Source organism: Azospirillum sp. P4_B5 (assembly GCF_056402275.1).
This window is the reverse complement of the sequence record NZ_JBFUHT010000011.1, coordinates 26,244-43,763: the sequence shown is the minus strand read 5'-3', so window position 1 is coordinate 43,763 and position 17,520 is coordinate 26,244. Positions and strand designations below refer to the sequence as shown.

The following is a 17,520-nucleotide window of genomic DNA, read 5'->3' as shown; positions in this document are numbered from 1 at the left end:
TTCCGAGCCGCCCAGCGGGATGGACGCAAATTTTTTGCATTACGACAATATTCTGCAATTTTTGACATAACGCTCCGTCGATTGAACACGCAATATGCAATCTGGTAGATAGAAATGAATAGACAATCATTCTATGGCGAAACAATCCTAGGGCGAATGCGGTAGGCCGGTTGCCCCGGGCGATGGAAACAAGCAGGGGCGCAAGCGTGGACACGACCAACCTCACCGCCTCCACCGTCGCCGGGTCGATTCCGCATCCTGACGATCCCGTCGCGAAAGGTGGGCGCAAGGAGGCCGTGTTCATCGATAGCGGCCTTGCCGATTGGCAGACGCTCGTGGCGGGCGTGGCGGCCGGGATCGACGTCGTGCTCCTGGACGGCGCGGAAGACGGGCTGGCGCAGATGGCGGCCTGGGCGGCGGGCAAGGAGGGCTACGACGCCATCCATGTGCTGAGCCATGGCGCCGAGGGGCAACTCCGGCTGGGATCGCTCGTCCTTGACACCGCTGCCGTTTCCGCCCGCTCCGCCGAACTGGCCGCCCTGGGCGGCGCGCTGGCGGATGGGGGCGACCTGCTGCTGTACGGCTGCGACGTGGCGGGCGGAAACGGCGCAGCGTTCGTCGCCGCTCTGGCCACGGCGACCGGAGCCGACGTCGCGGCCTCCACCGACCGGACGGGCGGCCTCGCCGCCGGCGGAAACTGGGTTCTGGAGGCCGGGATCGGAAGCCTGGAAACGTCACCCATGGCGTTCCAGGGCTATGCCTATGCTTTGACTCCCCTTGCCCCCACCGCTGGTAACGATTCGCTGACCGGCACCGCCGGCGACGACAGCATTTCCGGACTTGCCGGCAACGACACCCTGAGGGGCAGCAACGGCAACGACACCCTGGACGGTGGCGACGGTGACGACAGCCTCTACGGCGACGTCGGCAACGACAGCCTGGAGGGCGGTGACGGCAACGATTATCTGGACGGCGGCGCCGGGAACGACACCCTCGTCGGTGGCGCCGGCAACGACAATCTCATCGGCGGCGCCGGCAACGATTCCCTGGTCGGCGGTGGCGGCGACGACACCTTCAGCATCGGCAGCAGTTCCGACTACACCGCCGACGACATCATCGATGGCGGGGCCGGCAACGACACCATCCGCTTCTTCAGCACGACGGCAGGGGACACCCTGGTCCTCAACGGGAACGTGACGGACAGCGACGGCACCATCAGCGTTGTGATATCGGGCGACGCAACCGGCGGGAGCATCAACAACGCGGCGGTGAACATCGACGCGTCCGCCGTGACGCTGACGGGCGGCGTCAACATAGCCGGCAACGGCCAGGCCAACACGCTTACCGGAACGGCCCAGAACGACACGATCAGCGCCGCCAATGGCAACGATACCCTGTTCGGCGGTGCCGGTGACGACAGCCTGAGCGGCGGCAACGGCGATGACTCGATCGTCGGCGGCACCGGAAACGACTACCTGGATGGCGGCGCCGGAAACGACAGCCTGATCGGCGGCGATGGCGACGACACCTTGAGCGGTGGCATTGGCACCGACAGCCTGATCGGCGGCGCCGGCGATGACGTCTTCCTCATTTCCGATGCCACCCATCATACCGCCGACGAAACCATCAACGGCGGCGCCGGAAACGATGTCATCCGCTTCTACGCCTCGTCGTCCAACGCCGTTCTGGTCCTCAACAGCAACCTGACCGACAGCGACGGCACCATCACCATCGACGTCTCGCGCCGGGCCGATGGCTCGACCACCAACACGGCGCTGGGGGTCGACGCGTCCGCCGTGACGCTGACGGGCGGCGTCACGATCATCGGCAACGCGGGAAAGAACGTTCTGACCGGAACGGCCTACAACGACTCGATCAACGGCGGCAACGGGGAGAACGTCCTGGATGGTGGCGCCGGGAACGACACCATCATCGGTGGCAACGGCAACGGCAACGACATCATCATCGGCGGAGCCGGAACCGACTCCCTCTTCGGGGGGAGCTTCAACGACGTCTTCGGCATTGCCGCCGGTTCCGATCACACGGCCAACGAAACCATCGATGGCGGCACCAGCTCGGACACCATCCGGTTCTACAGCGCGACGGACGGTGACACCCTCACCCTCAACAGCAACCTGAAGAACGGCAGCAACACCTTCACCATCGCGATCACCGGCGACGTCGACGGCGCGGCCAGCAGCGCTTCGGTGAATGTCGACGCGTCCGCCGTGACGCTGGGCAGCGGCGTCAAGATCTTCGGCAGCGCCGGAAACAACGTGCTGACCGGAACCGCCCAGAGCGATTCGATCGAGGGCGGGGCCGGAAACGATTCCATCAACGGTGGGGACGGTCGGGACACGCTGGACGGCGGTGCCGGAAACGACACCCTCATCGGCGGGGGAAACAACGATTCCCTGAACGGCGGCGACGGCAACGATTCCCTGGGGGGCGGCGTCGGAAACGACACCTTGACCGGCGGCGGCGGCAACGACACTTTGACCGGCGGCGCCGGCAACGACATCTTCGTCGACCCCAACGGCGACGTCATCACGACGCTGGAGAGTGGCGACATCATCCGGCTGACCGGTGGGGCTGCCCAGATGCTCGACGCGAGCCATCTGCACTACGACAGCGGCACCAAGACGCTGACGGTGGATTGGGACAAGAGCGGCACCTTCGGCGGAGGGTCCGACGTCGTCATCACCTTCACCGACGCTCCCAGCCTGACGACCTTCACGGTCACCAACAACGGGGCCTTCGCCGACATCACGATGAGTGCCGCTCCGACCGGCCCGACCGTCACCGATGCGAACATCTCCATCTCCGGCGGCAGCGGGACGGGCGGCGCCTACAAGATCGGCGACACCGTCACCGCGACCTGGAACAACACCGCCACCGGCGACAACAACACCGGTGCCCTCACCGGCGTGACGGTGGACTTCAGCCAGTTCGGCGGCGGTTCGGCGGTCGCGGCGACCAACGTCAACGGCGTCTGGACCGCCACCTACACCATCACGTCCGGCTCCATCGACGCCACCAACCGCAACGTCTCGGTCACCGCGACCGCGGCCTCGGGCAGCACCACGCGGGCCGACGGCACCAACGCCACGGTGGACAATGTTGCGCCCACGCTGACGCTGGGGAACATGGCGGGCTTGGCGTCGGTGATTGGCGCGAACAACACGCTGCGCATCGGCAGCACGGTGAAGGCGGTCTGGGACAACAGCGGAAGCGGCGACGGGAGCGGCAACACCGACACGATCGCCAGCGTGACGGCGGATTTCAGCCAGTATGGCGGCGGCTCCGCGGTTGCCATGACGAACACCAACGGCGTGTGGGAGGCGACCTACACCATCGTCGCCGGCAGCCTCGACACCACCGGCCGCAATGTCGCGATCACGGTCACCGACAACGCCGGCAACAGCAAGACGGTGACCGACACCGCCAACCACAAGCTGGACAACGTGGCGCCCACGGTGACGGACGCCAACATCGCCATCTCCGGCGGGACGGGCACCGGCGGCGCCTACAAGACCGGCGACATCGTCACGGCGACCTGGGACAACACGCTGAGCGGTGACAACAACACCGACACGCTGACCGGCGTGACGTTCGACCTCTCCGCCTTCGGCGGCGGCTCCACGGTCGCGGCGACCAACAGCAACGGCGTGTGGACGGCGACCTACACCATCACCTCCGGCTCCATCGACGACACGAACAGGAACGTGTCTGTCACAGTCACCGACAACGCCGGCAACGCGACGACGACGGCGGATACCGCGAACGCCACCGTGGACAATCAGACGCCCAGGGTGACGGACGGCAACATCGCGATCTCTGGAGGTACCGGTACCGGCGGCGCCTACAAGATCGGCGACACCGTCACCGCCACCTGGAACGACAGCAACGGGCTCCTCGGCGACCTCAACTCCGACGTCCTGTCCAGCGTGACGGTGGATTTCAGCCAGTTCGGCGGCGGCACGGCGGTCGCCGCGACCTTGAGCAATGGCCTGTGGACCGCCACCCACACCATCACCTCGGCGCCCGGTGGCACCACGAATCTCAACGTGTCGGTGACCGTCACCGACGACGCCGGCAATGTGAAGACGACGGCGGACACCACCAACGCCACGCTGGAGGTCGCCGTGCCCACGGTGACGGACGGCAACATCGCGATCTCCGGCGGCAGCGGCACCGGTGGGGCCTACAAGATCGGCGACACCGTCACCGCGACCTGGGACGACACGATCGACGGCGACAACAACACCGACACCGTGTCCGGCGTGACGTTCGATTTCAGCCAGTTCGGCGGCGGTTCGGCGGTCGCGGCGACCAACAGCAACGGCGTTTGGACCGCCACCTACACCATCACCGCCGGCTCCATCGACGGCACGAGCCGCAACGTCTCGGTCTCCGCCTCGCTGGCGGGGGGCGGCACGAAAACGACGGCCGACACGACCGACGCCACGGTGGACAATCAGGCCTCCACGGTGACCGACGGCCACATTTCGGTCTCCGGCGCGACGGGGACCAGCGGCGCCTTCAAGATCGGCAACACCGTCACCGCGACCTGGGACGACACGCTCCTCAACGGCGACAACAACACCGACACGCTGACCGGCGTGACGTTCGATTTCTCCGCCTTCGGCGGCGGCAGCGCGGTGGCCGGCGTCAACAACGGCGGCGTCTGGACGGCGACCCACACCATCACCGGCGGCTCAATCGACGCCACCAACCGCAACGTCTCGGTGACCGTCACCGACGATGCCGGCAACGCGACGACAACGGCGGACTCCAGCAACGCCACGGTGGACAACATCGCGCCCACCGTCACCGACACGAACATTTCGATCTCCGGCGCGACCGGGATCGGCGGGGCGTTCAAGATCGGCGACACGGTCACCGTGGTGTGGAACGGCACCGCCGACGGCAACACCGACACGCTGGCGGGCGTGACGGTGGACTTCAGCCAGTTCGGCGGCGGCAGTTCGGTCGCGGCGACCAACAGCAACGGCGTCTGGACCGCCACCCACACCATCGTCAGCGGTTCCATCGACGCCACGGGCCGCAATGTGTCCGTCACCGCCACCGACGACGCCGGCAACACGAAGACCGGCGTCGACAGCAGCAACGCCATCGTGGACGACCGGGAACCGTGGGCGAGGGACAGCTTCATCGCGATCTCCGGCGCGACCGGAACCGGCGGCGCCTACAAGATCGGCGACACCGTCACCGCGACCTGGGACAACAGGATGGTGGGGGGTGACAACAACACCGATTCCCTGACCAGCGTGACGTTCGACTTCTCCGCCTTCGGCGGCGGCAGCGCGGTCGCGGCGAGCCAGACCGACGACGTCTGGACGGCGACCTACACGATCACGGCCGGCTCCATCGACGCCGGCAACCGCAACGTCTCGGTGACCGTGACGGACGACGCCGGCAACACGGCCACGGGGACCGACACGACCAACGCCACGGTGGACACCGTCGCCCCCACCGTCACCGACGCGAATCTGTCGATTTCCGGCGGGACCGGAACCGGCGGTGCCTTCAAGGCCGGCGACACGGTCACCGCGACCTGGAACAACACGCTCGCCGGTGACAACAACACGGACACGCTGTCCGGCGTGACGTTCGATTTCAGCCAGTTCGGCGGCGGCTCGGCCGTCGCGGCGACCAACAGCAACGGCGTCTGGACCGCCACCCACACCATCGCCGCCGGTTCGCCGGAGGCGGCCAACCGCAACGTCTCCGTCACCGTGACCGACAACGCGGGCAACACGACCACCCGGGCGGACACGACCAACGCCACGGTGGACACCGTCGCCCCGTCCGCCACCCTGACGCTGAGCGGCACCAGCCTGGACGAGAGCGCGCCCGCGACCCTCACCATCACCTTTACGGAGGCTCCGGTCGGCTTCGCGCTCGACGACCTGTCGGTGAGCGACGCCACCCTGTCCAACCTGACGGTCCAGGCGGGCTCCAACGGGCTGGTCTACACCGCCACGCTGACTCCGGACCCGGACGTGGAGGCGACGGGCCGCGCCGTCACGCTCGGCACCGGCTGGACCGATGCGGCGGGCAACGCGCCCGCGGCCACGGCGTCCTCGCCCGCCTTCTCCATCGACACGCTGGGTGCGGCGGGCGTCATCGCCACCCCGTCCGGGTCGGTGACCAGCGAGGCCGGCGGTGCCGTCCCCGTCGCCATCGTCCTGGCGACCCGGCCGCGTGGCGACGTGACCATTCCGCTGTCCATCTCGAAACCCGGCGAGGCGCAGATTTCGGTCGGCAGCCTGACCTTCACCACGGCCAACTGGGACACCCCGCAGACGGTCACGGTCACCGGCCTGGACGACGGCGTGAACGATGGCGCGCAGGCCTACAACCTCGTGCTCGGCGCGATCGCCAGCACCGACAGCCGCTACGCCGGGCTCGATCCGGCGGACGTGGCGCTGAGCAACGCCGACGACGATCCGCCGTCCATCGCGCTCGCCACGGCCACCCGCGACGACAGCACCACCGGCGACCCCACGGCCCGGGTCACCGGCACCGCCGACGCCGGTTCGAAGGTGGAGGTGTGGCGCGATCTGGACAACGACGGCGTCCTCGATCCGGAGGACACGCTGCTGACCTCGGTCCAGCTTGGGAACGCGGAGACGGCCTTCACGATCAACGTGCCGCTGCCGAACAACGCGCTGACCGACCTGATCCTGGTGGCGGTGGACGCCGATGGGCACCGCTCCGCTCCGCTCGACGTGATCCAGCGCTTCCGCACGGTGGAGACCGGCTCCGGCACCAACGTCACCAACGAAAGCAGTCTGGACAGCGACGGCAACGAGCGGGTGGACGTCGAGGCGGTGTCGGAACAGGCCGGTGCGTTCGCCGAGGTGGTGCTGACCGACCAGACCGAGGACGACGGCGAACCCATGCTGACGGCCAGCGTGTCGGCGGGCACCCGGCTGGTTGCCAGCGGCCCGGCAACGCAGCAGAGCAGCGCGGTGGCCGGCCAGACGCTCAGCAACAGCCTGCTGGCGCTCGCCGCCAGCGCCGACGAGACCGAAAAGACGGCCCTGCAGCAGATCGCCAGCCAAATGCCGGCGGCCACCGGCTTCCTCGGCTCCTCCCCACCGGTCACGGTGCGCCAGATCGTGGTGACCGCCAGCTCCGGCGGGGCGACCACCGGCCCGGTGACCATCCGCGGCACGGCCGACCAAGGTGACGGCGTCGCAGCGGTCGTGCTGGACACCCGGCAGGCGGCGGGCAGCACCGAGGTCAACCTGGACAACGTCAGCATCGCGGTCATCCTGGGCGAGGCGCGGATCGGCGGCGGCGCGGGCAACAACGCGGCCTACGGCGACTCCAGCGCCCAATTCATGCGGATGGGGCCCGGCGACGACACGCTGTCGGGCGGCGGCGGCAACGACACCATCGCCTCCACCACCGGCAACGACCTGCTGTCCGGCGACGACGGCGACGACGTGGTGCATGGCGGGGATGACAACGACACCGTGATCGGCGGCGCCGGCAACGACACGGTCGGCGGCGGCACCGGCAACGACTATGTGTTCGGTGGCACCGGTGACGACCTGCTGTTCGGCGAGGATGGCGACGACTGGGTGATCGGCGGTGATGGCCGAGACATCCTGTCCGGCGGGGCCGGCAACGACCTGCTGTTCGGCGAGGGCGGCAACGACACCGTCTTCGGCGGCGACGGCGACGACATGGCCTTCGGCCAGGAGGGCGACGACATCCTGTCGCTGGAGGCCGGCAACGACATTGCGGACGGAGGCGACGGCAGCGACACCCTCTTCGGCGGCGATGGCAACGATACCCTCTTCGGCGGGGCCGGAGCGGACCTGCTGTCGCTGGACGCCGGCAACGACATCGCGGACGGCGGAGAGGGGAATGACACGCTGTTCGGCGGGGCCGGCAACGACACCATCTTCGGCGGGGCCGGGGCGGACCTGATCGACGGCGGGGCGGGCAACGACGTGATCTTCCTCATCGACGGGGCCGACACCGTTTGGGGCGGAGCCGGAAGCGACCTCTTCGCGCTCGGCACCGGGGGCGGCGGATCGGTGGTGATGGACTTCACCGCGGGCACCGACCGGCTCGCTCTGACCGACGCCTCGATCAGCCTTGCCGGCGTGATCGCCTCGGCGCGGATCGTCGGCGGCAGCACGGTGCTTGACCTGCGGCCCGGCAGCAGCGTTACCATCCAGGGCCAGACCGGGGATGTCGCGCGCTGGTTCGCCTGACCGGGCGGCCGGGCGGCTCCCGCGCCCCGGAGGTCGCCCGCCCGTGAGCCAAGCCGCCCCCTCCACTCCGCCGACGGATGCCGAGTCCCCGGTGGAGCGCCAGTTGCGCCTCTGGAGGGGCCACCGCCGCCCGGTGGCTCCCGACGAACCGATGCGCGTCCTGACGGAACGGCGGCTCGGGCCGCATCGGGCCGGCCTGGAGCGGCTGATGCTGGACTTGCGCCACTCCGTCGACCGCGACCTCGAAGACGGCCGGCTGACTTTTCCGAGGCGCCGTTACCCGTACCCGAAGGGCTTTTGCCGGGAGATCACGGACGCCGTCTTCGACCGGCTGGGCAAGCGGATCGCCGCGCCGGACACGCCGGTCACCGAGGCGCTGGCGGCCTTTGTCCGGGAGGGAGGCGTCCTGTCACCGGTCTGGGGAGCCCTGGGCGGCTGCTACTTCCAGAACGCCTTGCAGGTCGGTGCCCTCTACGTCGATGCGGCCAACGACACGGTGGACGTCACGGAGCCGAAGGTCGAGATCCTGGAGTTGGCGTTGTCCGGGCTGGAGCCGATCGCCGACGTGGGCCACTTCGCCCGGATCGCGCAGGTCTATTGGGGCGGCTCCCTCTGGGCGAACACTCTGTTTCCCCGGTTGGCGCCGGTACTTCCCATCATCCATTTCGGTCCGGACGGGCGCGCAGCCCTGCATCCGGACGGCATCGGGGTCTTCGCCGAAAATCTGAGCGGCGGCTGCCGGTCCGCCCTGACCTTCCTGGAACAGGAGCGGGACAGCGGGCGCATTCTGCCGGCGGATGCCGCAGCGATCCTCGCCCCGTGGCGGAGTTGCGGCGCCTGGTTCGAAGAGTTCTGCCCCACGCCGGACTGGGACCGCCTGCAGGCCTGCTTCGCGCTGGCGGACGATCCGCAGGGTCCGTACCGCTCGGTTCAAGGCTTCCTGGACCTGATCGAGGCGGTGAAGCGGGTCGGGTCGGCCGGATGCGGCCGCTCCTCAAATCCCGACGCGCAGCCGGCCTGACAACCCCCTCAGACCTGCTCTTCGAGGAACAGTTGCGTCTCACGAAACAGTTGCAGGCGGTTCCGCTCCAAAAGGACGGTGTGCGTGGCGTCGCCGATGACCACCATGCGGCGTTGGGAGGCCGCCGCCAACTCCCGGAACACCTGCTCGGCCATCGCGACCGGGGTGTCGGCGTCCCAGGCGCCGACCACCACCAGGGTGGGGGAACGGATGCGTCCGGGGTCGTAGAGCGGACGCCCGGAGCACCAATAGGTCATGGAATCCGCGATGTTTCCGTTCGGAGCCCGGATGACCGGCGGTTCCTGCGTCGCGCCCACGGCGTCGGAGGCGAAGGTCGCACTGGCCCAGGCGTCGAACCACGCCGGCGGCACCAGCGCGTCCCGCCGGTCCTCCGGCACGCCGGACAGCCAGCGTTGCCGGGCGTCCCCCACCGTGATGGTGCGGTAGGCGCCAAGGGGCGTGCAGCGGCCCGCCGGATGCGGGGTGTCGCGCAGCCATTGCGGGGCGTAGAGCACGAGCCGGGCCACCCGCTCGCCGTGTTCGGCGGTGTACGCTCCGACCAGGGTGGCGCCCCACGACCAGCCGATCAGGGAGAGCCGGTCGATGGAGCGGCTTTCCAGGATGTGCTCGACGGCGGCGGCGACGTCGCGCAGGGCCGTGCTGGTATCGACGACCGGCTCCGCCGCCGCGGCCGCCCGGTCCATTTCCGGGGGGCGCGTGGAGCGGCCGAAGCCGCGGAGGTCCAGGCAGTGGACGTCGAAGCCGCGCCCGGCCATGTAATCCATCCACGACATGCCGTCGAGCGGCAGGTCGAACGCGGTATGGGCGGGATAGCTGGAGCCGTGCACCAGCAGCACCGTGCGCTCCGCCCCGAACGCGGTGACACCGGCCGGGCGCTTGTTGCGCAGGTAGAGCTGGATGCCGGCGTCCTTGGCCGGAATGTAGCGTTCGTCGGCGACGACGGTGTGCGGGCCGTCATGGTTGCTCCGATGCATGGTCATGCCGCCTCCGCTTCGCCGGCCGGGTACAGATGGCATTCGACAAACCCGCCTTGACGGGCATCGGCGACGCGCGACGGCGGAACGGCCCGGCACAGGTCGGTCGCCAGGGGGCATCGCGGGTGGAAGGCGCAGCCGGCCGGCCGGTCGACCGGGTTGGGGATCGCGGTGCCGGGAAGCGGATCGGGGATGCCGTGGCCCGGAACCGTCGTCAGCACCGACTGGAGAAGGGCCCGCGTGTAGGGATGCCGCGGCCGCTCGAAGATCGCGCGGGTCGGCCCGGACTCGACGATGCGGCCGAGGTACATGACGGCGATCCAGGTCGCCATGTGCTCGATGACCGCAAGGTTGTGGCTGATCATCAGCATGCCGAGATTCAACTCGCGGCGCAGTTCGGTCAGCAGGTTGAGGATCTGCGCCTGCACCGAGACGTCGAGGGCCGATGTCGGCTCGTCGCAGACCACCACCTCGGGGCGCATGATCAGGGCGCGGGCGATGGCGACGCGCTGCCGCTGGCCGCCGGACAGCTGCTTGGGATAGGTGTCCAGGACTCGCCGCGGCAGGCCGACGCAATCGAGCATGGCGGTGACCGCCTGGCGCCGGCCCGCGCGGTCGCCGACGCTGTGCACGGCCAGCGGCAGGCCGATGATCTGGGCGACGGTCTTGCGCGGATTCAGCGATGAGTAGGGGTCCTGGAACACCGGCTGGACCCGACGGGCGAACGCCGCCTGCCCGGCTCCGGACACCGCGGCGCCGTCGATCAGCACCTCGCCGGAACTGGGCGGGAGCAGGCCCAGCAGGATCTTGGACAGCGTGCTCTTGCCGCAGCCGGATTCTCCCACGAGACCCAGAACCTCACCGCGGTGGACGCACAGCGACACGTCGTCCACCGCACGCAACGGCACGCTCCGGCGGAACGGCGAGCGGCGGACCTGATAGGTGTGGCTGACCCCGCGCAGTTCGAGGACGGCGTCGGTGGACGCGGCCCGCTCGGGGCCGGGAATGGTGACCGGGATCATGCCGAGCCCTCCAGAATGCAGCGGAAGCTGTGGCCGACGCCGGTGGGTTGCAGGGGGGCCGGCCGCAGGGGTGGTTGACGGGTCAGGCAGGCGTCCGCGGCGAAGCTGCAGCGGGCGGCGAAGGGGCAGCCCGGAATGGCACCGATCAGGCTCGGCACGACGCCGGGGATCGAGCCCAGGAGCGATCCCGGCGGCGTGCGCCCTGGAACCGGAACGCAATCCAGGAGCCCCCGCGTGTAGGGATGGGCCGGCCGTCCGAAGACCTCGTCCACCGGCCCCTCCTCGACCACCGAGCCGGCGTACATGACGACGACCCGGTCGGCGAGCTGGGCGACGACGCCGAGGTCATGGGTGATGAGGACGATCGACAGCCCGGTGCGGTCGCGCAAATCCTCCAGCAGGTGGAGGATCTGCGCCTGGATGGTGACGTCCAGCGCCGTCGTCGGTTCGTCGGCGATGAGGAGGTCGGGCGAGCCCATCAGCGCCATGGCGATCATCACCCGCTGGCGCAGGCCGCCGGAGAGCTGGTGCGGGTACTGGTTCAGCCGGTCCCGGCCGGCGGGCACGCCGACCAGGGCCAGCAGCTCGGCCGCCCGTTCGCGCGCTTCGGCGGCGCTGGCGCGGGTGTGGCAGCGCAGCGCCTCGGCCATCTGGTTGCCGATGGTGAAGGCCGGATTGAGCGAGGTCATCGGCTCCTGGAAGATCATCGCCATCCGGTTGCCGCGCAGGCTCCGCATCGCTTTCTGCGACAGGGTGCCCAGGTCGGTGCCGGCGAAGGACAACCATCGGGCCTCGCGCCGGGCGCGCGCCGGCAGCAGGTCCATGAGCGCCAGCGAGGTCAGCGACTTGCCGCATCCGGACTCGCCGACGATGCAGAGGATCTCGCCTTTGCCGACCCGGAAGGAGACATCGCGCACGGCGTGAAGGGTTCCGGCCGGCGTCGGGATGTCGACGCACAGCCCTTCGACTTCGAGGATGGGAGTCATGACGGGGACCTCACGTGCGGCCGTCCGGGGCGGTGACGTCGCGGACGCCGTCGCCGACCAGATTGATGGCCAGCACCAGCAGGAACAGGGCGACGCCCGGAATGGCGATGAGCCAGGGTTCGAAGAACAGGTTGGAGCGCCCCTCGGCGACCATCAGGCCCCAGGACGGCAGCGGCGGCTGCACGCCCAGCCCGAGGAACGACAACGCCGCCTCCAGTAGGATGGCGTGCGCCATCTCTAGGGTGGCGACGATGATGAGGTTGTTGAGCACGTTCGGCAGGATCTCGCCGAAGATGATGCGCGGCACCGAACAGCCCACCGCCTGCGCCGCCAGGACGTAATCCTGGCTGGTGGCCTGGATGGTGGAGGTGCGCATGACGATGGCGAAGCGGTCCCACAGCAGCGCGCTCAGCACCAGGATGACCACCTCCAGCGAGCCGCCGAACAGCGCCACCACCGCCAGCGCCACCAGCACCACCGGTGTGGACAGCCGCACGGTCACCAGGAAGGTCACCACCATGTCGACGCGCCCGCGGAAATAGCCGGCGCAGACGCCGAGCGTCGTGCCGATCACCCCGGAGCCGAGCGCCGCGGCAAAGCCGATGAGCAGCGACACGCGGGCGCCGTACAGCAGCCGGCTGAGATAGTCGCGGCCGAGATGGTCGGTGCCGAGCGGGTGGGCCCAGCTCCCCTCGGCGTTCCACACCGGCGGCACCAGCCGCTCCATGAGGTCCTGCCGGTAGGGGTCGTCGGGGGCGACGAAGGGGGCCAGCACGGCGAGCAGGAGGATCAGGCCGAGCACCGCGAGTCCACCCATCAGGCTCCAGTGGCCGAGGATGCGGCGGCGCAGGATCTGGCCGGGGGTCGGGGGCGGCGCGGCCGCGACGGACGCGGCCGGTGCCCGGAAGGTTTCGGACATGGTCATTCAAGCCACCCGGATACGCGGGTCGAGCCACGCGTTGAGAAGGTCGGCGATCAGGCTGAGGACGACGTAGAAGCTGGACAGCACCAGCACGATGGCCTGCACGGTGGGCAGGTCGGAGCGGCTGATCGACTCCCAGGCGAGCTGGCCGGTGCCGTGCAGGGCGAACACCGTCTCCACCACCACCGAGCCGCCCAGCATGAAGCCGAACTGCACCGCCGACAGGCTGACCACCGGGATCACGGCGTTGCGAAGGGCGTGCTTGAGCAGCACCACGGCCGGATGCAGGCCCTTGGCCCGCGCGGTGCGGATGTAGTCGGATGCCAGCACGTCGAGCATGCCCGCCCGCGTCAGCCGCATGATCGCCGGTGTGGCGTAATAGCCGAGCACCACGGTCGGCATGACGAAGTGCTTCCAGGTTCCCGAACCGGACGGCGGCAGCAGCGGAAAGGTGATGCTGAACAGCACGACCAGCACCAGGGCGAACCAGAAGGTCGGCATGGCCTGCCCGGTGACGGAGACCAGCAGCGCCGTGCGGTCGATCCAGCTGTTCGGCCGGATCGCCGCGATGATGCCGAGCGGCAGCCCCACGCACAGCGCGAAGGCCAGCGCCAGCCCGCCGAGCGTCATGGTGGTCGGCAGCTTGTCGGCCAGCATGCGGCTGACCGGCATGCGGAAGTACAGGCTTTCCCCGAAGTCGCCCTGCAGCGCCTTGACCAGCCAGTCGGCGTACTGGACGGGCAGGGGGCGGTTGAAGCCGTAGGTCTCGCGGATGAACTCGATGTCGGACGCCGTGGCGGAGTGGCCGGCCATGGCCACCGCCGGGTCTCCGGCCGCCCGCAGCAGGGCGAAGGAGCCGACGGAGACCGTGACGGCGACCAGCACGGCCAGAAGCAGACGCTTCAAGCTGTAGGCCAGCATGGCGGACTCCACGGAAGAGAGGGGTGGTGAAGGGATGGCGGGGCGGCGGCCGGCGGCCGGCTCATTTCCAGGTCACCGCGTAGAAGCGCGGGATCTCGTCCGCCGTCGGGGTGAAGGCGATGTCCTTGCTGTGGACGTAATTGACGTTGTAGGTGAACAGCGGCTGCCAATAGGCCTGTTCGGCGATGCGCCGCAACGCCTTGCCGTAGAGGTCCTTGCGCATCGCCGGATCGATCGCCGAATCGGCGCCCTCCAACCAGCCGATCACCTGCGGGTCGCGGGCGTAATCGTCCTTCGAACCCTTGAAGAACTGGCTGACGCTGGCCGCCGCGTCGTTGATCGAGTAGGAGCCCCAGGACATGAACGTGAAGTCGGTTTCGCCGTTGTAGACCTTGTCGCGCAGCGCCTCGTACTGCAGGTAGGTGAGCTTGGCGTTGATCCCGACGGCCTTCATGTAACCGATCATCGCCTCGGCCACCGGACGGTCGCGGTAGGCGTGGAACTCGATGTCGAGTCCGTTGGGATAGCCGGCGTCGGTGAGAAGCGCCTTCGCCTTGACCGGATCGTAGTCGTACGTCGCCACGTCCTGGACGCAACCGAACTGGGTCGGGAAGCAGACCGCGTCGATGACCTCGGAGGCGCCGCGGACCAGCCGCTTGACGATCATCTTGCGGTCGATGGAATGGGCGATGGCTTGGCGGACCCGGACGTCATTGACCGGCGAGGCGTGGCCGGTGCGGTTGGAGGCGTCGAACGCCAGATAGCCGAAGCGCATCGTCTGCGCGTTCTGCACCACGATGTTGGGCATGGACGCGAGCTTGGCCGCCTGATCGTTGGGCACGTTCCAGATCCAGTCGACGCCGCCGCTGAGCAGTTCGGCGATTTGAGTGTTCTGGTCGGGGATGGTGCGCTGGACGATGCGGCCGATGGTCGGCCGGCCCTTGGGGCTGCCGTCGAAATACGCGCGGTTGGCTTCGAAGACGATGCGCTTGCCGGGGTCGAACGCGGTCACCTTGTAGGGGCCGGTGCCGACCGGCCGCAACCCCATGCCCTGGCTGCCGACCTTGGAATAATAGTCGCGCGGATAGATCAGCAGCGGTCCGGACAGATACTCCAGGGCCAGCGGTGTCGGCGCCTTCATGGTCAGGCGCACCATGTGGGTGTCGATCTTCTCGACCTTCTCGATCCAATCCACGTTCTGCCGGCTGAGGACCCTGGTCGCTGGATCGGCCATCAGGTTCAGCGTGTAGACCACGTCGTCGGCGTCGAACGGCTCGCCATCGTGGAACCGCACGCCACGGCGCAGTTCGAACTCGATCGTCCGGTTGTCGACGAAGCGGTACGAGGACGCGAGCAGCGGCTTGTAGTCGAAGGTCTGCGGATCGACGGTCAGCAGCGAGTCGAAGACCATGCGCGCGACGAGTTCGCCTTCGCGCAGGACGTTGAAGTAGCGGTCGAGCGTCGGCAGTTCGCCAGCCCAGGCGATGTTCAGCGTGTCGTCGGCCTTGCCGGCCGACGCCGGCGCCGGGGCGGCAAAAGACAAAAGGATGGCGGTGGCGGCCGCGGCGGCCGCCCTCAGGGCATGGCTCATTTCTTTTCCTCCTGGGATGCGCGCCTTCTTCGGTGCGCGTCGGATGTGGTCAGAGTGCGGGTGTCATGGACGGCCGTCGGCGGCGTCCCAGACACGCTGGACCCAGACACGCTGGACGTGGTGGGCGATGATTTCGGCAACACGCTCCTGCCGGTCTTCCGGCAGACGGTCGGGAATGGCGGCGACGCTGACGGCGGCGACGATTCGGCCGTCGGCACCGCGAACGGGCACCCCGACCGCCGCGACGTTCGGACGGAGGATGCCGTTGTTGAGCGCATAGCCGAGTTCACGGGCTTCGAAGACGAAGCGCCGGATGTCGTCGGCTGTGAAGTCGGCATAGCTGGAGTAGCGTTGTGCGTTGGCCGCCAGCACGGCCTCGAGCTGGGCGTCGGGCAGGAAGGCGAGCAGGGCCAGACCGCCGCCACCGATGCCGAGGGGACGGCGGGCGCCGACATCGAGCGTCAGGGTGCGGATCGGATAGCTGCCCTCCACCCGGTCGATGCACACCGCGTCGTTGCCCGACCGGATCAGCAGGAAAATGGTGTCCTCGACCTCCAGGGCGATCTGTTCCAGCGCCGGACGCAGGCGGTCACGGATGGAGAATTCCTGGGCCGCCGCGCCGAGCACGGAAAGCTCCATCCCAAGATGATAGAGCTTGGAGTAGGGATCGTGCGTCAGCAGCCCCTCCTGCGCCAACACGCCGAGGATGCGATGGGTGGTGGCGACCGACAGCCCCGTCTCCGCCGCCAGTGCGTTGGCGCGGGCGCCACGATCGTTGGTTCGCGCAACGGCTCGGAGAAGCGTGATCGCCCGCAAGATCGCCTGTGCTCCACTCGGGCCTGCGCTGCCGGCCGCGCGTTCGGGAGATGGGGCTGGGTTTGGTGACGGTGCCTTTGACACGGGGACGATCAATTCTGCGGTGTGTGGCTGATTTCCGGATGATTGGCCAACCAAAACGTCTCGTCAACAAATCTTCTCGTAATATGGAAGTATCTTCTCATAATATGATAATATTGGCGCGCCGGTTTCCTGATCGTTTTGGGACCGTCATAAGTGCATCGCAGACTTTGGGGAGGACGGTGCGGCGCCTCCGGCTGGCGGCGAACCGCTCGGGCTGAGCTTGGCCGAGGGCAGGGCGTCCTGGCCGGCGGCGTGCAGCGCGTTCAGGTTACCGCCCAGACCGACGCGTGGCCTCCGAGGCGCCGATGTCCATGCCCAGCACCTCGCGCCGGCCATCGGTGTTCACTGCCACGGCGATGATGACTTTCACGTGGGTGGCATCGATCCACAGGTGCGGCCAATCGCCTTCGATGGGACGCTCCAGGACGGTCTTCACCCGCTCGTCGATCTCCTCGCACAGCCGGCTGGCTTGGCTCTTGGAGATGCCGTTCATGCCGAACGCCTTCACCAGATCATCCACGGAGTGCGTCGCGATCCCGGTAGCCGTTGCGCTGGACCGGCCGCTCGGCGGAGCGTTCGCCATGGCCGGCGCCGGTCAGTCCTTGCACCTCCAGTTCCATCAACCGCTCGGCCGCGAAACCGATCATCTCGCTCAGCACATCGGCGTCAGGGCTCTTCTCCAGCAGCGCGCGAAGCGCCACAGGCCACGCTGCCGCACCGTTCCTTGCTTGGCGAAGATGCCCCGCACCGCCAATATTTTCTCGACCATTCGGAGGCTTTGGTAAAATTATAAGTTGAGGTAGGCTACCGTCGCAATGACTTTGCCAGGGAAACGATGGCCGTTGTATTACGGACGTGAAGCACGTCGTTATTCCACTCGATGCTTGGCCATGGCTGAGTCCGC

At 68.4% G+C, this 17,520-nt stretch carries 9 protein-coding genes and 1 pseudogene; 2 read left to right on the top strand and 8 right to left on the bottom strand.

Features of this window, described 5'->3' with window-relative positions; all coding sequences use genetic code 11:
• Positions 1-206 precede the first annotated feature (206 nt).
• Both AC1DVI_RS11165 and AC1DVI_RS11160 read left to right on the top strand, forming a co-directional pair.
• Positions 207-8,258, top strand: coding sequence for a DUF4347 domain-containing protein (locus AC1DVI_RS11165; RefSeq protein ID WP_476958029.1), 8,052 nt, complete (start codon positions 207-209; stop codon positions 8,256-8,258).
• A 43-nt stretch (positions 8,259-8,301) separates the two neighbouring features.
• Positions 8,302-9,279 carry a hypothetical protein gene (locus AC1DVI_RS11160; RefSeq protein ID WP_476958028.1) on the top strand — a complete coding sequence of 326 codons (978 nt, stop codon included), beginning with the start codon at positions 8,302-8,304 and terminating at the stop codon, positions 9,277-9,279.
• A gap of 8 nt (positions 9,280-9,287) precedes the next feature.
• Here AC1DVI_RS11160 and AC1DVI_RS11155 read toward each other — a convergent pair whose 3' ends face one another.
• The 8 genes and pseudogenes from AC1DVI_RS11155 to AC1DVI_RS11120 form a co-directional block, all read right to left on the bottom strand.
• Positions 9,288-10,280 carry an alpha/beta hydrolase gene (locus AC1DVI_RS11155; RefSeq protein WP_476958027.1) on the bottom strand — a complete coding sequence of 331 codons (993 nt, stop codon included), beginning with the start codon at positions 10,278-10,280 and terminating at the stop codon, positions 9,288-9,290.
• On the bottom strand, positions 10,277-11,296 hold the full coding sequence (locus tag AC1DVI_RS11150; RefSeq protein ID WP_476958026.1) for an ABC transporter ATP-binding protein: 1,020 nt from the start codon (positions 11,294-11,296) through the stop codon (positions 10,277-10,279). The genes AC1DVI_RS11155 and AC1DVI_RS11150 overlap by 4 nt, the downstream gene beginning before the upstream one ends.
• Positions 11,293-12,282 (bottom strand): ABC transporter ATP-binding protein, encoded by a 990-nt coding sequence (locus AC1DVI_RS11145; RefSeq protein ID WP_476958025.1) that lies wholly within the window; start codon positions 12,280-12,282, stop codon positions 11,293-11,295. Before AC1DVI_RS11145 ends, AC1DVI_RS11150 begins: the two co-directional genes overlap by 4 nt.
• Positions 12,283-12,292: 10 nt before the next feature.
• On the bottom strand, positions 12,293-13,207 hold the full coding sequence (locus AC1DVI_RS11140; protein WP_476958024.1) for an ABC transporter permease: 915 nt from the start codon (positions 13,205-13,207) through the stop codon (positions 12,293-12,295).
• Entirely contained in the window at positions 13,208-14,125 is a 918-nt protein-coding gene (locus tag AC1DVI_RS11135) for an ABC transporter permease (protein ID WP_040137516.1), read from the bottom strand.
• A 61-nt stretch (positions 14,126-14,186) separates the two neighbouring features.
• Complete coding sequence (locus AC1DVI_RS11130; protein WP_476958023.1) at positions 14,187-15,716, bottom strand: ABC transporter substrate-binding protein; 1,530 nt, start codon at positions 15,714-15,716, stop codon at positions 14,187-14,189.
• A 63-nt stretch (positions 15,717-15,779) separates the two neighbouring features.
• Positions 15,780-16,532, bottom strand: a complete 753-nt coding sequence (locus AC1DVI_RS11125) for an IclR family transcriptional regulator (protein ID WP_476958022.1) — start codon at positions 16,530-16,532, stop codon at positions 15,780-15,782.
• A 373-nt stretch (positions 16,533-16,905) separates the two neighbouring features.
• Positions 16,906-17,317, bottom strand: a pseudogene (locus AC1DVI_RS11120) (transposase); the annotation flags it as partial.
• Positions 17,318-17,520: the final 203 nt, after the last annotated feature.

Bases quoted from the DNA above. Each gene is read 5' to 3' on its own strand.
- AC1DVI_RS11145 (WP_476958025.1), bottom strand. From the start codon at position 12,282: ATGACTCCCATCCTCGAAGTCGAAGGGCTGTGCGTCGACATCCCGACG.
- AC1DVI_RS11150 (WP_476958026.1), bottom strand. From the start codon at position 11,296: ATGATCCCGGTCACCATTCCCGGCCCCGAGCGGGCCGCGTCCACCGAC.
- AC1DVI_RS11155 (WP_476958027.1), bottom strand. From the start codon at position 10,280: ATGACCATGCATCGGAGCAACCATGACGGCCCGCACACCGTCGTCGCC.
- AC1DVI_RS11135 (WP_040137516.1), bottom strand. From the start codon at position 14,125: ATGCTGGCCTACAGCTTGAAGCGTCTGCTTCTGGCCGTGCTGGTCGCC.
- AC1DVI_RS11140 (WP_476958024.1), bottom strand. From the start codon at position 13,207: ATGACCATGTCCGAAACCTTCCGGGCACCGGCCGCGTCCGTCGCGGCC.
- AC1DVI_RS11130 (WP_476958023.1), bottom strand. From the start codon at position 15,716: ATGAGCCATGCCCTGAGGGCGGCCGCCGCGGCCGCCACCGCCATCCTT.